At 51.8% G+C, this 16317-nt stretch carries 12 protein-coding genes; 3 read left to right on the top strand and 9 right to left on the bottom strand.

All coding sequences use genetic code 11. The features are described from left to right. Positions 1-80 precede the first annotated feature (80 nt). A complete protein-coding gene (locus DTO96_RS01740) occupies positions 81-1403 on the top strand; it encodes a glycosyltransferase family 9 protein (protein WP_114561918.1) in 1323 nt (440 codons plus the stop codon). 158 nt (positions 1404-1561) lie between these two features. On the opposite strand, the gene DTO96_RS01735 is transcribed toward DTO96_RS01740, so the two are convergent. Continuing rightward, on the bottom strand, positions 1562-2338 hold the full coding sequence (locus tag DTO96_RS01735; protein WP_114561917.1) for a ferredoxin--NADP reductase: 777 nt from the start codon (positions 2336-2338) through the stop codon (positions 1562-1564). A gap of 156 nt (positions 2339-2494) precedes the next feature. Then, the gene (locus DTO96_RS01730) at positions 2495-3493 is read right to left on the bottom strand and encodes an RluA family pseudouridine synthase (protein ID WP_114561916.1); all 999 of its coding nucleotides are present in this window, start codon (positions 3491-3493) and stop codon (positions 2495-2497) included. 1025 nt (positions 3494-4518) lie between these two features. Here DTO96_RS01730 and DTO96_RS01720 point away from each other — a divergent pair. Both DTO96_RS01720 and DTO96_RS01715 read left to right on the top strand, forming a co-directional pair. Further along, positions 4519-7650, top strand: a complete 3132-nt coding sequence (locus DTO96_RS01720) for an Rne/Rng family ribonuclease (RefSeq protein WP_114561914.1) — start codon at positions 4519-4521, stop codon at positions 7648-7650. A gap of 257 nt (positions 7651-7907) precedes the next feature. Then, on the top strand, positions 7908-8543 hold the full coding sequence (locus tag DTO96_RS01715; protein WP_114561913.1) for a glutathione S-transferase N-terminal domain-containing protein: 636 nt from the start codon (positions 7908-7910) through the stop codon (positions 8541-8543). Positions 8544-8793: 250 nt separating this feature from the next. On the opposite strand, the gene ggt is transcribed toward DTO96_RS01715, so the two are convergent. The 7 genes from ggt to DTO96_RS01680 form a co-directional block, all read right to left on the bottom strand. Continuing rightward, positions 8794-10554 (bottom strand): gamma-glutamyltransferase, encoded by a 1761-nt coding sequence (ggt, locus tag DTO96_RS01710; protein ID WP_114561912.1) that lies wholly within the window; start codon positions 10552-10554, stop codon positions 8794-8796. A 288-nt stretch (positions 10555-10842) separates the two neighbouring features. After that, positions 10843-11280: an 8-oxo-dGTP diphosphatase MutT gene (mutT, locus tag DTO96_RS01705; protein ID WP_114561911.1), complete on the bottom strand. Its 438-nt coding sequence runs from the start codon at positions 11278-11280 to the stop codon at positions 10843-10845. Then, the gene (locus DTO96_RS01700) at positions 11277-12170 is read right to left on the bottom strand and encodes an ATP-binding protein (RefSeq protein ID WP_114563876.1); all 894 of its coding nucleotides are present in this window, start codon (positions 12168-12170) and stop codon (positions 11277-11279) included. Before DTO96_RS01700 ends, mutT begins: the two co-directional genes overlap by 4 nt. Before the next feature lie 127 nt (positions 12171-12297). Beyond that, a complete protein-coding gene (gene argJ, locus DTO96_RS01695; protein ID WP_114561910.1) occupies positions 12298-13521 on the bottom strand; it encodes a bifunctional glutamate N-acetyltransferase/amino-acid acetyltransferase ArgJ in 1224 nt (407 codons plus the stop codon). A gap of 52 nt (positions 13522-13573) precedes the next feature. Then, positions 13574-14419, bottom strand: coding sequence for a DUF3025 domain-containing protein (locus DTO96_RS01690; protein WP_114561909.1), 846 nt, complete (start codon positions 14417-14419; stop codon positions 13574-13576). 3 nt (positions 14420-14422) lie between these two features. Beyond that, a complete protein-coding gene (trmL, locus tag DTO96_RS01685; RefSeq protein WP_114561908.1) occupies positions 14423-14893 on the bottom strand; it encodes a tRNA (uridine(34)/cytosine(34)/5-carboxymethylaminomethyluridine(34)-2'-O)-methyltransferase TrmL in 471 nt (156 codons plus the stop codon). A gap of 20 nt (positions 14894-14913) precedes the next feature. Beyond that, positions 14914-16266 carry a tetratricopeptide repeat protein gene (locus tag DTO96_RS01680; RefSeq protein ID WP_114561907.1) on the bottom strand — a complete coding sequence of 451 codons (1353 nt, stop codon included), beginning with the start codon at positions 16264-16266 and terminating at the stop codon, positions 14914-14916. Positions 16267-16317 lie beyond the last annotated feature (51 nt).

Here is a 16317-nt window from a genome sequence, read left to right as displayed (position 1 = left end):
AACCGTTGATGGTTGTGTTCCTGAAGCATGAAAAGCCGCCGTGCAGAATGCTTGTATAACGTTTTTTTTGAAAGGAAGCCATGCCTTCCCTGCCAGATTACAAAGTTCACGAGTTACGCCTGAAACAGCAAGCTTTGAGCAAGCCGAATGACTATCAAGCATTAAAAGATTATGCTTTGGTTTTAACGAAACACATGCAATATCCTGAAGCTTTGTCGATCTGCATGAGGCTGTCCGCAGATGCGTGCAATGACGGTGAGGTGTTGTCCGCCTTGTGCACATGTTGTGCTCAATTGGGCTTGCCTGAGTTGGCGGTGCCTTATTTGAAAAGAGTGCCCTCCAATTACATGCAAGCGGTGTTGTGGGTTGCCAATCAGTACACGGGTTTGGCCATGCTGGATGAAGTGGTGAAACTGCTTGAACAGGCTTGTGTCACGTATGGCAATGATCTGACGGTGACTCAAGCGCTGGGTGTGGCATATATGGGTGCTGGGCAGGTGGCGTTGGGGTTGTCAAAGTCCCCATTTGTGAGTACGCGAGAGAGCATCTATGAGCGTCGGCCCGAGGTGGTTCAAGCGGGCTGGAATCCTGATACATATTGGCAGGGTGAAGACTTGACTGGTAAGACCGTGCTTCTCAGTCCGATCATGTCGGGCTATGGTGATTACCTGCAATTTTGTCGGTACGTGAAGTCCATACGGGCTTTGGGGGCAAGCCGCGTATTGGGTTATGCGCCAGCAGGCGGCATGAATCAATTGCTTTTGTCGTGCGAGGGTTTAGAACTCATCGACTTGAGCAATCCCGTCGATTATGATTGCTGGACGGAAAATTATGCTTTGTGTGCCCATTTTCTACCCAAAGAAGGTTTCTTGTCATGCGATCGCTACCTTACTGCGCCGCCTGTGGATGTTTCTGTTCAAAGCATGCTTGAGGTGATAGAAAAAAATGCAGCGGGGCGAACGCTGATGGGCATCTCGTGGAACAGTGATGCATCCACAGTGGGCACGCGCAATGTGCCTTTGTCCGCACTGCTGCCTTTGTTCGGATTGCCCAATGTGTATTGGGTGGTGTTTCAAAGGGGGTGGGCATGTGAAGAGTTTTGCACTTCAGGGCTCAATCAAAATGCTTATGTGGTGCCGGAGTCGATTAGTTTTGATGAGACCGCTGCGCTGGTTAATGCATTGGATCGAATGGTCACGACAGATTCGTATTTGTCCCATCTGGCGGGAGCCATTGGCAAGCCCGTCTATTTGATGGGAAGTCGAGCTTTGGATTGGCGACATATGAACAATGAAACGCAGTCGCCGTGGTATCCGCAGACACGGATTGTGCGGCAGCCAAAAATAGGCGATTGGCGCAGCGTGGTTGATGAGTTGTGTGAGCTGTGTGGCAGCAATGAATGACTTTATGGTGAAAACCACAAACCTTTCATCGTGTTTGATGTTGCGGAGCAAGTCCGTAATGACGCATCATAGGGTTTGACTATAAATGTTGTACTATAAATGTTGTTTGAGTGTAAAAAAAAGCGCCGACAGGCGCTTTTTTATTGACCATCAACGGTTTATTTTTCAACAAACGCGCGTTCGATCGCATAATCCCCAGGCACACCCATTTTCGGTGATTCTTTGAAACCCATGTCATTGAGCATTTGACTGCTTTCCGCGAGCATTGCGGGAGAGCCGCAGATCAATACACGGTCGTGTTCAGGGCCAAAATCGGGCATGCCGATGTCTTGAGTCAGTTTGCCACTTTTAATCAGGTCTGTCAGGCGACCTTGATTGCGAAACGCTTCGCGAGTGACGGTGGGGTAGTAAATCAATTTCTCACGCACGATGTCGCCGAAAAATTCATTGTTGGGCAATTCGTTGGTGATGAAGTCGTGGTAGCCGAGTTCGCTGACTTCGCGCACGCCATGAATCAAAATGACATGTTCGTAACGTTCGTAGACTTCAGGGTCTTTGATGATTGACATGAATGGCGCCAGTCCTGTGCCTGTGGCAAAGAGGTACAGGCGTTTGCCGTCGACCAAATTGTCTTGTACCAATGTGCCTGTGGCTTTTTTGCTGACTAAAATCTCATCGCCGACTTTCAAATGTTGCAGGCGTGATGTCAATGGGCCGTTTTGTACTTTGATTGAGTAAAATTCAAGTTCTTCTTCGTAGTTGGCACTGACGATTGAGTAGGCGCGCATCAGGGGGCGGCCATCGACTTCCAGGCCGATCATGACAAATTGTCCGTTGATGAAGCGCGAGCTGACGTCACGCGTGCAAGTGAAGCTAAATAAAGTGTCGTTCCAATGGTGAACGCTGGTGACTTTTTCGGTGTTGATGTTTGACATAAATGGATTAAAACCTTAACGCGGAATGGTGTGATATTTATTGCGCTGCAAAACCAATATTTTAGCATACTCGAAAAAAGCCTTCAGAATAATAAAATATAAGGGGTGCGTCCTTTTGAATATGCGTTGGTTTGAGGGTTTAAGGGGCTGATCCCTTTATGCGTGCTTATTGATGAAGCGGTGAAACCCTTCTGGGATGTCAGCGGTAAGTGACAGCACTTCGCCTGTGACGGGGTGTTTCAAACGCAGCTCATGGGCGTGCAGAAACATGCGGTCAAATTTTTGTTTTGCCAATGCTTTGTTGAGTTCAAAATCGCCGTATTTGTCATCGCCGATGATGGGGTGGCCTAAATGCGCGCTGTGCACTCGGATTTGATGGGTGCGACCCGTGTAGATTTTGACGCGAACGGCGGTGTAGCCGTGCAGTTTCTGGTCGATGTTGAAACGGCTGTGGGCGGTTTGTCCTGTTTCGCTGACCAATACACGGCGATCACCGTTGGCGGCGACGAATTTATACAGCGGTGCGCGAACATGCGTTTCTTTGTCGGTCAGTTCACCTTTGAGGATGGCGTAATAACGTTTATCCATTTGACCGAGGCGAATGGTTTCATGCAGGGTCACGAGTACGCTGCGTTTTTTGGCCAACATCAATAAACCAGAGGTTTCTTTGTCGAGTCGGTGCACGAGCTCTAGGAACTTGAAGTCAGGATAAGCGGCGCGCAATTGCTCAATCACGCCGAATGACACACCTGAGCCGCCATGTACGGCAAGTCCAGCAGGTTTATTGATGACCAGCAGTGCATTGTCTTCATAAATCACGGGCAATTTGGTGGCTCGGGCATTGGGTACAGGGCTGCTGGTTTTTTGCGCAACACGGACGGGGGGTATGCGGACGATGTCGCCTGTTTGTAACTTGTATTCGACATCCACTCTGCCTTTGTTAACGCGCACTTCACCCTTGCGGACGACGCGATAGACCCAGCTTTTGGGTACACCTTTACAAATCCGCAGTAAAAAGTTATCGATGCGTTGTCCCGCTTCTTCCTCACCAATTGTGTGTAAGCGTACACTGACATCCGATGTGGAGGGTGTATTTGCATTAATTTGCGCTGATGTCGCATTTTTTTGTTCAAAAGTCTTGCGTAAGTGGTTCATTTTGTTATAATTTGGCGGCGTTATATGTAAACTCAGTGACTTTTATCTTAAAGTCGAATGCCGATGGGTGCTGAGTTTTCAGGACAGGTGTGCTTGAAAAACATCTGTTCAATACCGTTCGCTAAAAATCCGATGTCTGGTTTGGGTCTGTTTTAATCTTGAACACGCTTGTCGCATGACATGTGCTCAAAAAAGAAGCTCAAAAAAGCCGTTTTTTGCTTTTTCGAATGGTGACGCTATTGTAAACAGGTTTAACCGATTTTCCCTAATGGTTTGATGCTTGGCTGGATGTTTGTCTGTGCCTTGCGACAAGCCATCGAAAACGGATGTCCAAACATGGGCTCGGTCAACTGCGCGAACGGCGTTGTTGAGGGGACTGTGTGGACGTAATGTGAAACTGTGAAAAAGAATTTTGATGGTGCGACCTTTTCGCACTGTCCACGCAGTGTCATCTTGGCGCGAACCCATTGATTTGGGCAGATTAGTGCTGGGAGTGCACTTTAAATCACGGTGTTGGGCTTTGACTGATGCAGTCAAGCCGAGCGCCATACGGTGTGCGATGTGTGTCGATGCGCTTCCATGCGCATCCTGTTTGAACAATTGAATATCAATAATGACGTGTTCAATCAGGTAACGGTTGTTTTGTTTTTTGTAATCAGCAGTCAAAACAGCCCGCCAAGCAAGATGTGTGACGTTGATTTGTGAGACTCGAGTCAACGTTGTGAATCGATTGCTCGATGTTTCCACAATGCCCCCATACCGCCCGATGCTTTGCGAGCGCTTTTTAGCGAACCTGTGCTGCATCAGCGTGTTTAAATGGGTGTGCATCTGCACGACCGATGGTTCATGCCCCTACAGTGCGGGTTGAATCAGCTGCTTTGCGTCTAATCGCTTGTGTTTCTGTACATTTTGTACGTTATGCAGGCCAATCTCTCTTTTCATTTTGAGCTTCACACACGTCCAGGGCATGGTCTGCAACGCCTATGGTTGCGTAAACGCGGGTGTCACTCGCAATGGAGTTTAAAATGAAACGCATGTTATTTAATGCCACGAACGCAGAAGAATTGCGTGTGGCGATCGTTGATGGGCAAAAGCTCATTGACCTCGACATCGAAACGGCTGGGCGCGAACAGCGCAAAGGCAATATTTATAAAGGTGTCATCACCCGCATTGAGCCATCGCTTGAAGCGTGCTTTGTGAATTATGGTGAAGAACGTCATGGCTTCTTGCCATTCAAAGAGGTTGAGCGCAGCTATTTCAAAGCGGGCGTGGATGCCCGCAATGTCAGCATCAAAGATGCCTTGAGCGAAGGTCAAGAAATCATTGTTCAAGTTGAAAAAGAAGAGCGCGGCAATAAAGGTGCGGCCTTGACGACTTTTGTGTCGTTGGCGGGGCGTTACCTTGTGTTGATGCCGAACAACCCACGTGGCGGCGGTGTGTCACGACGCATCGAAGGCGAAGACCGCAATGAGTTGCGTGAAGCCATGAGCCAATTGGAAATCCCGCAAGGCATGAGCATCATTGCCCGCACTGCGGGCATTGGCCGTTCGGCTGAAGAGTTGAAATGGGACTTGGATCACTCGTTGCGCCTGTGGAACGCGATTGCGGGCGCGGCCGAGCCGTCGTTGGATGAAAAAGGCAAGCGTGAAAACCCTGCACCATTCCTGATTTACCTCGAGTCATCGTTGGTCATTCGTGCGATTCGCGATTATTACCAGCCTGACATTGGCGAAATTTTAATCGACACGCCCGAAATTTTTGAGCAAACCCAGTCGTTTATGGGTGCTGTCATGCCACACAATGTGCACCGTGTGAAATTGTACACGGACGACATTCCGTTGTATTCACGTTTCCAAATCGAACACCAAATTGAAACGGCATATGCCCGCACCGTGCCTTTGCCATCAGGTGGCGCGATTGTGATTGACCACACCGAAGCCCTTGTTTCGGTCGACGTCAACAGTGCGCGTGCAACCCGTGGTTCGGACATCGAAGACACCGCGTATCGCACCAACCTTGAAGCGGCTGAAGAAGTCGCGCGCCAATTGCGCTTGCGTGATTTGGGCGGCTTGATTGTGATTGATTTCATCGACATGGAGTCATCAAAAAATCAAAAAGACGTTGAGTCTCGCCTCAAAGAAGCATTGCATTACGACCGTGCACGCGTTCAAATGGGCAAAATTTCACGCTTTGGTTTGATGGAGTTGTCGCGTCAACGCTTGCGCCCGTCTTTGTCAGAAGGTTCACACACCACTTGCCCACGTTGCAATGGCACGGGCGTCATTCGTGACATCGAGTCGTCGGCTTTACATGTCTTGCGCATCATCCAAGAAGAAGCGATGAAGGAGCACACCGCAGCACTCAATGTGCAAATTCCAGTGGATGTGGCAACTTTCTTGTTGAACGAAAAACGCGCGGAAATTCACATCCTCGAATCGCGCACAAAAACCAACATCATTTTGATCCCAAATAAATATTTGGAAACGCCGCACTATAAGTTGGATCGCATGCGTCATGATGATGAGCGCCTTGAGCTCGTGCAAGCAAGCTATGCACAAGTGGACAAGCCTGCGGAAGAAGTAGAGTACAACTTGAAAGAAACGCTGACACCCGCACCTCGTCAAGAGGCCGCAGTGAAAGGCATTTTACCCACCTCTCCTGCACCCACACCTGTTGAACGCGCACCTGTGGCTACGGCTCAGGCGGTGATCATTACGGAACCGAAAAAAGTTGGTTTCTGGGCGCGTTTGAAAGCATTCTTCTTTGGCGCACCTGCACCTGTGTTGGAGGAAGTCGTTGAGGCACCCGCACCCAAGCCTCTGGCGCGTGCAAGCAACAACCGCAATGCACACAACAACCGCAGCCGCACTGAAGACCGTGCACAACGCGGAGACCGCCGTCGTCAGCGCAATGACCGCACAGACAAAACGGAGCCAAAAGCGGAACAAAAAACAGAACGCCCAGTGAAAGCAGACGGCGCAACGGACACGGCAGAGCAAAAGCCACGTCAAGAGCGTCGCCCTCGCCCAGAGCGGACTGAGCGCAAAGACAACGACGCCCAGCGCACGGAGCCACAAGCGCCTGAAGCCCGCGTCAATGAAAGCAAAGATGGCGAAGTGCGCGAACCACGTGAGCCACGTGAACGTCGTCCACGCAACAACCGCAATGAGCGTAAAGACACGGCGGAAGTCAAAGCATCCTCTGAGGGGGGGGCTGTTACTGTTGCTGCGCCCGCCAGCACAGTGTTTGCCGTTGAAGTTGAAAAAACAGTCAAACCTGCAGAAAACGTCATGACTGATGAAGCCGCCGCTGCTGCGGGTGAGGCCGTTGAGGGTCAAGCGGTGGCAACGGGCGAACGCCGTGAACGTCGCAGCCGTGGGGGGCGTGATCGCCGCGAGCGTCGTGAGCGTCGTGAAAGCCGAGAACAAAATGGTCAAGCTTCACCCGAAATGAATGCCACGGCCAACACGATTTCTCAGCTCATGCGTGACGATGCACCCGTCCTTGATCACACGCCGATCACCATTGAGATTCCTGCACATGTACCTGTAGCAGGAGCGACATTTGTGGTTGATGCCGCACCTGTTGTGGCGCCTGCATCAATTGCACCTGCCGTCGCCGTTGAGCCAGCACCTGTTGTCGCTGTTGAAGCAGTTGTTGCTGAAGTTGCTGAGGTTGTTGTTGCGACTGAATCGCTTGTGGGTCATGTTGAGCCAATGGTTGAAACGCCTGTGGTTGAGACCCCAGTTGTTGAACGGTCTCCTGTTGAAGTGACTTTTGTTTCAGAACCTGCACAAGTGGTTGCAGAGGCACAAGCAGTGCCTGCCGCACCTGCTGTACCCGTCGTCGTACCTGTTGAGGCGGTTGTGCATGAAGTGCAAGCAATTGAACCGATTCCTGTTGTTGAAACAGCGGTTGTTGTGGCGTCAACGGATGCACCTGCCGTGGCCGATGTTCCCGTTGAGGTCATTGATGCACCGTTGGAGGCGGCTTTGAGTCAAGTGGGTTTGGAGATGGTGCAAACCAGCAGTGATGCTGTGGTGCCATACGTGATGACTGCGCCTGTGCGCAATCACCCACCGCGTGAGCGCAAACCGCGCTCAACGGTGGCGGATGAACCGTTGCAGTTGGTTGAAACCGATCAAACGGTTGTGTAACATCGTGTGAAGGCACATCCAGCCCCCGTTGTTTGGGTGGCGTAAAAAAAGCAGCTTAGGCTGCTTTTTTTACGCCACCCAGTGGTCAGATGGAGCCGCTCAAAGCGGTTTTGTTCGATGGGATGTTCTTTGATTGGATCTGGTGTGCTTGGCGGTTTGCATGAAGGGCGGTCACATTGTCATGCATGTAAAATTTTCGCTACAATGTGATGACACGCGCATCGCTGGAGATCAACATCCAACCACAAAGGAGCATCATGATTCAGTTCTACACTTACACCACACCCAATGGCCGTAAAATTTCGATTATGTTGGAGGAGCTTGGCATCCCTTATCAGGTCAACGTGGTAAACATCAGCAATGGTGAACAATTTGAACCTGATTTTTTAAAAGTATCGCCAAACAATAAAATTCCAGCCATTGTGGATGAGGAGGCAAATGGTTTGGCGGTCTTTGAGAGCGGTGCCATTTTGACTTATTTGGCAGAAAAATATGGTCAATTTTTACCCACCTCAGGTGAGGCGCGTTATAAAACGCTGGAATGGTTGCACTGGCAAATTGGCGGTGTCGGTCCCATGTTTGGCCAACTCGGTTATTTTACGGTGTATGCCAAAGAAAAAATGCCACAAGCCATCGCCCGTTACACCAGCGAAGCGGAGCGTTTGTTGGCGGTCATGGATCGGCGTTTGACGGACAATGCATACCTTGCAGGCGAGGTTTACAGCATCGCTGACATGGCCGCTTATCCGTGGGTGGTGAATGCACGCGAAGGGGCTTTTTTAGGGGCTTCATTGGGGGCTGTTTTGGCTGAAAAGCCCGCCGTGCTTCGTTGGCTGAACGATGTGGGCGCACGCCCAGCCGTTCAGCGTGGGATGGCTGTGCCTGTCGTGTAGATTGATGGTGGAAACACCATGCATATTTGCTCGTGTCGTGCTTGAAAAGGCATCTTCAGGGCAGGGATTGCGAGTCAAGGCTGCAATGGCGCATCGGGTCGTTGAAGGTTTGATTGTATTTTGTAGAAAACAATGCGTCACATCAGTCAAAAACAGCAACCGTCGGTCATCGGTTGCTGTTTTTTTAGGCGCATGATCGACATGATGTGCTGATCATGCGCCATGCACCTTTCTTGCTCCTGCTTGCTTTTTAATCGCCTTTCACCGTCCCCTCGCGCCGCGCATCCGCACCACCCAAGTAACCTTTTTTGGTTTTGACAATGGCGGATAAGCCGCTGGTCATTTCACCTTCAACGGCCTCTTCGCCTTTGGCTTTGAGCTCTGGAATCAAAGCGGCCAAGGCGGTGCCTTTTTCAACTTCTGTTTTTGGGCCATTGCGGCTGCCATAATGTGGTGCATTGACGGCGGCTTGTGGGTCCATTTTCCAGTCGATCAGGTTGAGCAGCGTTTGTGCGACATAGCCGATGATGCGTGAGCCGCCTGGTGAGCCCACCACCATTTTAAGGTTTTTGCCTGATTGATCAAAGACCAAGACGGGCGACATGGATGAACGTGGTCGTTTGCCTGCTTCGACGCGGTTGGCGATCAGGCCATTTTTATCTTTATCTGAGAAAGAGAAGTCGGTCAATTGATTGTTCAGCAAAAAGCCTTTAACGAATTGGCGCGCACCGAATTGATCCTCGATTGAGGTGGTCATTGAGACCGCATGGCCTTTGGCATCGACAATCGAGATGTGCGATGTGGAGGGCAATTCTGGAGAGCCAAGGTCGATCTGTGCGATCTTCGCACCGTGCGGCTCGCCTGCGGGGGCGGTGCCGAGCGACTTGTCATCGCTGATCAGAGCCGAGCGTTGTGCGATGTATTTGGGATCAATCAACCCAGCCGTCGGTACTTTGACGAAATCAGGATCGGCCAAGTATTTACCACGGTCCGCGAAAGCCAAACGCCCTGCTTCAGCAAAATAATGAACCGCTTGGGCTGAGTCGGGTTTGATCGCAGACAGATTGAAACGCTCCAATGCGCCTAACATTTGTAAAACCGCAACACCACCTGAGCTGGGCGCAGCTGGGCCGCAGACGGTGTAATCGCGGTAGTGGCCACATGTGGCTGATCGGATTTTAGGCGTGTAGGCGGCCATATCGGCCATGCTCAGTTTACCTGGATTGGTCGGGTGATGATTGACCTTGTCGACAATGGCTTGAGCGATTTCGCCCGTGAGCAGGCCTTTTGCGCCTTTACTGGCAATGGTTTTCAGGACTGCGGCATACTCTGGATTTTTTAAAATGCGGCCTGTGGCTTTGGGCGTGATGCCGTCTTCTTGGTAAAAATAGGCTTTTGCGGCATCGTCTTTGTTCAAATATTTTTCGCTGGCAAGCAAAGTGTTCAAGCGTGGTGAAATTGCAAAACCGTCGGTCGCCAGTTTAATGGCTGGTTGAAATAAGGTCGCCCAAGGCAATTTGCCCTCACGTTTGTGAGCGAGTTCCAGCATCGCCACTGCACCAGGGACGCCGACCGAGCGGCCACCCACCACCGCGTCATAAAATGCCATGTCTGCACCTGCATCGGTTTGAAATAATTTTTCAGTGGCGGCTTTGGGCGAGGTTTCGCGGCCATCGTAATTGACCACTTTTTTACCATCAAACGTCAGTAAAAACGCACCACCGCCGATGCCCGAAGATTGAGGCTCAGTTAAGCCAAGCACCATTTGCGCGGCGACGGCAGCATCCACTGCTGAGCCGCCTTTGGCGAGCATGTCATAGGCGGCATTGGTCGCCAACGGGTTGGCGGTGGCGGCCATGAATTTTTTAGCGGCGACCGCTGTTTTGCCATGTGTGAAGCCACTAGCGGCCTCAGGGTTGGCATCATAAGCCAGCGATGGGAGTGTGAAACCAAGTCCAGTGAGGGCAAGCAATGCAATGAGTGGGGATGTTTTTAATTGGGCGTGTGCCATTTGTCTGACTCCATTGGTGAATTTCAGCACGTGTCGGTGCTGCTGAATTATTATTGTGAGTGGATGAGGCTTGAAACATGCACCACCACCGTTATAGTCAAAACCTTAAAATACCTGATGCGTCATTGCGTGCTTGACTCGCAATCTCCTGTTGGGGAGTGCCGTGTCAAGCTCACCATGACGGAATATTTTAGGGTTTCAATATCAACAGTATCAGAAAAATGGCGTCAGAAAAAGGGCTTTAAAAAACTTTGAATGCTGCTGTGCAAACTACGTAACACAATGGATTTAGAGTTGCGCTAAACGCGGGAGCAGTGGCACCGTGGCGGGCAAAATCGGTTCGGTTGATGGGGTGTCGACGGAGCCATCGGCACTGATCAACAACCTTTGCCAATGTAAATCTTGATTTTCACGGCCATGCGGTTCGCCTTGCCAATCGGTGATGATGCGAAAATGCAGCAGCACATGGGCGTGTGGATAGACATGTTCAACTTCCAGCCAATGCGTTGAGCCACCAATGTCAATGCCCAATTCCTCGTGCAACTCGCGTGCCAACGCATCATGAATGGACTCGCCCGCCTCCACTTTGCCACCAGGGAACTCCCAGTAGCCCGCCATCGGTTTGCCCTCAGGGCGTTGCGCAAACAAATATTCCCCTTGTGCATTGCGCAGCACGCCGACCGCCACATCGATGCGTTTGACTTGGGTTGTTGTGCTTGTCGTCATGCTTGAACCTGTTTGAATAAATGTTGACCCGCCCATTGACGGGCAAAATGTTGCGCCACCCGCGCGCTGCGGGAGCCGCGTTCAAGCGTGAATTGCAAGGCTTCTGTGCGCATCGCCAAAGCCTCCTCATTATTACTTGCCGCCCAACCCAAACGCTGGAGCGCATCGGCGACGATGTCCAAATAATCGTCTTGTTTGAACGGGTAGAAACTCAACCACAGGCCAAACCGCTCTGATAGCGCGATTTTCTCCTCCACGGTTTCGGAGGGATGCAGCTCATTGTCCGTTGTGTGCGTATAGCCCAAATTGTCCGTATCGTACTCAGGCAGCAAATGGCGGCGGTTCGATGTCGCGTACACCAAGACATTGTCTGCGTAACCATTGAACGAACCATCAAGCACCGTTTTTAAGGACTTGTAACCCGTGTCTTGCGTCTCGAACGACAGGTCATCGCAAAAGACGATGAACCGCTCAGGGCGGTGACGAATCAAATCGACAATCAATGGCAGGTCGTGCAAATGGTCTTTCTCGACTTCAATCACCCGCAGTCCTTGTGGCGCATAGGCCGCCAAGCACGCCCGCACCAGCGACGACTTGCCCGTGCCCCGCGCGCCCGTGAGCAGCACATGATTAGCAGGCAGGCGATGAATGAATTGCAAAGTGTTTTGTAACACCGCATTTTTTTGGCGGTCAATGGATTTAAGTTCATCCAAATTTTGCAAACGCGGCTCTTGCAAGCCTTCAAGGTAACCGCGCCCATGACGCACTTGCCAGAGGTAAGCGTGGCATGACCAATCGACGTCTTGAGCTGTTGAAGGCAGTAAAAGCTGGGCGCGATCAAGCGCATTACTGAGCTTTTGGAGGGTTTGGTCTAATAATGTGGTGTTCATGCGATCAGGCTCGATTAAAAAAGAATGCATTCTTGTGTGCTTGCCTCAAGCTAAACGTTGTGGCGAAATGGTTAAATGAGAAACGGGAAAAGCCAATCGTTGCTTTTCCCGTTTTTTCTCATGTTGATTAGCTTCGATAATCCGCATTAATCGTCACATACTCGTGCGAAAAATCACAGGTCCACACGGTGGCGTTGACCTCGCCGCGATTCAAAACAATCCGCACGGTGATTTCGGCTTGGTTCATGACGGCTTGACCTTGGGCTTCGGTGTAGTCGGGGTGGCGACCGCCTTGGGTGGCGACGTGGACGTCATCCAAGTACACATCAATGGCATCGACATCCAAGTCTTTCACACCCGCATAGCCGATGGCCGCGAGGATGCGGCCGAGGTTGGGGTCGCAGGCGTAGAAGGCGGTTTTGACCAAGGGTGAATGCGCAACGCTGTAGGCGATGCGTTTGGCTTCGGCGTAGTTTTCAGCGTGTTCAACGACGATGCTCATGAATTTGGTTGCGCCCTCGCCGTCGCGCACGATGAGTTGAGCGAGTTCGGTGGCGGTGGCTTGCAGGACGGTGGCGAACGCTTCAAAATCGGCTGTGCCTTGTTCAAGCGTGACCCCGCTTTGACCCGTGGCCATGACGATGAATGAGTCGTTGGTTGAGGTGTCGCCGTCGATGGTGATGCTGTTGAATGAGCCGTTGGCGATGGTTTTGGTGAGGGCGTCTAAATCGGTTTGTGCGATGCCCGCATCAGTGGCAAGGTAGCCGAGCATGGTGGCCATGTTCGGCTTAATCATGCCCGCACCTTTGGAAATGCCCGTGAGCGTGATGGTTTTGCCTTGCAATGTGATTTGTTTGGACACGGCTTTGGGCAAGGTGTCGGTGGTCATGATGGCTTGTGCCGCGTTGTACCAATTGTCTTCTTTTAAATTGGTGATGGCCGCAGGCAGACCCGCGAGCAAGCGATCCATGGGCAGGTGTTCAAGGATCACGCCCGTGGAAAATGGCAGCACTTGTTCGTCTTTGATGCCCAGCAATTGTGCCAGTTCAGCACATGTTTTTTCGGCGTTGGCCAAACCCAGTGCACCTGTGCCTGCATTGGCGCAGCCTGTGTTGACCACCAAGGCGCGGATGCTGTCGCGTTGTGACAAATGTGCTTTGCACACGCGCACGGGCGCGGCGCAGAAGGCATTGGTGGTGAACACGCCTGAAACGGACGTGCCTTCAGCGAGGCGAATCACCAGCACGTCTTTTTTGTCGGCTTTGCGAATGCCTGCTTGGGCGAAACCAAGTTCAACGCCTGCGACGGGGTGAAGTTGTTCAGCATGGATGCTGGGGAAATTGACTGCCATGATGTGCCTTTAAGGTATGAGGTGGCGGGTTGTATGCACAGGTTGAGAGGACTCACTCAGCCTGTACGGATGTCTGTAAACGCATTCGCCCACTGCGAAACACGCGTTCGTCATTGTAAAACGTTTCGTCCGCATTGTCCGCCCAAAAATGCGGTACGCCGAGCATGGGGAGCGGGCAAAAGTCACGCGGGTTGATGTCCCATGTGCGAATGTGCTGTGCCAACATCACATCAAGCGTAAGCAAACGTGCGGCTTGTGGCAATGAAAACCAGTCTGTATCGACCTTCACCACCCATGTGTGGGCGCAAATCGCCTTGCGTGGGGCGGTGAGTTTTTCCATGAGTGCGTGACCGAACGCGTACAACGCGGCTTTGGCATGGGCGCGGGGCTTGAAGGGTGTGTCCCAATCGGCACGTGGGGCGATCAACGCATTGTGCCAATCAAAAGCACGCAGCGCATGGCCAATGCTGGGGCCGCTCACCACCAAAACGGCTGCATTTTCGTCGAACAGTGTCAGCGCATCGCGTGCCACGCCACGGGTGTGTTGCACACCAAGGGCTGCGAGTTGTTCGGCTTGGCGTTGATTGAGCACTGCTTTGGTTTTTGGGAACGTCAGCCAAACACATGCATTGAAGAGGTCGTGCAAATTCAAACGGGTCGGCACGCCACCTGTGGCGGCAATGTGCGCTTCATACGCCTCGCCCTCGGGCAAGTCATTTTGTGGAATGAAGTGCAAAGGCTGGCCCGCACCTGTCAGATAGGCTTTGCCTGCAATGCGCTGGTTGAGTGTGGCGATTAAATCAGCACTGCTCGCCAGTTCTGCGCACGGGGAGATGTGCGCCAACCACGGTGCATGCCAATCGATTTGATGCTGATCCGATCCTGAAAGCCCACTCACGGCTTATTGCCCACCCGCGAAACCACATTGCCGCCATGCTTCATAAACAATGATGGCGGCTGTGTTGGACAAATTCAAGCTGCGGTTGTTTGGCATCATGGGCAAGCGGATGCGTTGTACTAAAGGGAAAAAATCACGCACATGGTCGGGCAAACCGCTGGTTTCAGAGCCAAAAACAAACCAATCATTGGCTTGAAAGCTCGTTTTTGACAGCACGTCAGAGCCTTTGGTGGTCAAGGCAAACATCCGTGTGGCCTCTGGTTGCGCTGTGTCGATGAAGTCTTGCCAGTTTTCGTACACTTTCAGATCGGAAAATTCATGGTAATCCAGCCCTGCGCGGCGCATGCGCGCATCATCCAGTGGAAAACCAAGCGGTTTGATGAGGTGCAATTGTGCGCCTGTGTTGGCACATAAACGGATGATGTTGCCCGTATTGGGGGGGATTTCGGGTTGAACGAGGACGAGATTGAACATGGTGTGGCGTTTCTAAGTGTTTATGCGTTGGGCGTGGTGGGGGTCAGCAAGGTGCACAGTTGTTGCACCACGCTGCGCCAATCGCCAATCGTGGGCTGACGGACGATGGTGGTGCGTGGATACCACGGCGATTGCGTTTCATTGTTCATGTGTCGCCAATCGAGTGCGCGACTGGCCATGAAATACACGGGTTTACCGATGGCTGCGCTGAGGTGCGTCATATAGGAATCAATGCTGACCACGGCTTCGAGCTGCTGGACAATGGCTGCGGTGTCATCAAAGGTGGCGTCTTCACTGACGATGCTGCACATCTGGTCTAAGCCAGAGGCGCGAAATTCGTCCAATGCCAAGCCGCGTTGCATGATGACCCAATGGATGTCGGGTAGGCCAAATAAAGGCAATAACGTCGCCAAAGGCACGCTGCGTGTGCCTGCATCTGCGGTGTCGCTGTACCATGAAATGCCAATGCAACGTTTGCCCGCAGCGCGTGCTTGAATGGTTTGAACGGTTTGATGTGCCCAATCCGATGACGGTGCCGTTAAATAACGGTCTTGCGACATGAAGCCGTATCGGGGCTGAAGGTAAGCACACAGTCCAAATGGATCCGTCCAAAAGTCAAATTCGTGCCCTTCATGGTGCTCGATCACTTCCAAATCCGCACATGAACGGAGCAAGCCATGAATGCGTGGATTGCCCATTAAGCCCAAAATGCGCGCTGCACCCATGTCTTTGAGTGCTTTGACATAACGGCAGAACTGCATGAAATCGCCATAACCACCCATGGGCGAGATCAAAATGGTTTTGCCTGCGACGGATTGCCCTTCCCAATACTTTTCAATGTCCCAACCGTTGTTCAACATGTCGGTGCGATAAACGCGCATCATGTTGCGACTGGCGTGGTGTTGATAATTGCGCATGCCTTCCTCGACCAGACCCGCACTCATTTGCAATGTGCCCAGCGTGTAACGACCGTAGGGGTCATCTGGGTGCGCCGCGCAGACTTTGCTTTGGTTGTCGATGGCGCGATCGTACATGGCCAAATGGCCATACAATCCAGCCAACCACGATTGGGTGGTGGGTGAATCCGTGTGTGAAAATTGTTGGATGTGCGTTTCGGCTAAATCGGGCAAGCCCAATTGCACGCAGCAGGTCACCAGTGCAGATAAAGCGTAAGCATGGTTTGGCTCTTGTTTCAAAATTCGACTGCATGCACCCAGTGCGGCTGCAAATTGCATTTGCGCAGACATGATCAAGGCATAAATGTACAGCAAGTGCACGTTGTTGGGGTCGAGTCGCAATGCTGCTTTGGCCTCTTTTTCGGCCAAGGCATAATTTTTTTGGCGGTACAACTGGGTGATGTCTTCAGCGTTCATTGTGGCTTTCGCAAGTGAGTGCGGTCGTGGCTGGATGCATGTGAGCCATTG

The organism is Ephemeroptericola cinctiostellae, from assembly GCF_003339525.1.
In the GTDB taxonomy this organism is placed as follows: Bacteria; Pseudomonadota; Gammaproteobacteria; order Burkholderiales; family Burkholderiaceae; genus Hydromonas; species Hydromonas cinctiostellae.
This window is presented reverse-complemented; position numbering and strand designations above follow the sequence as displayed.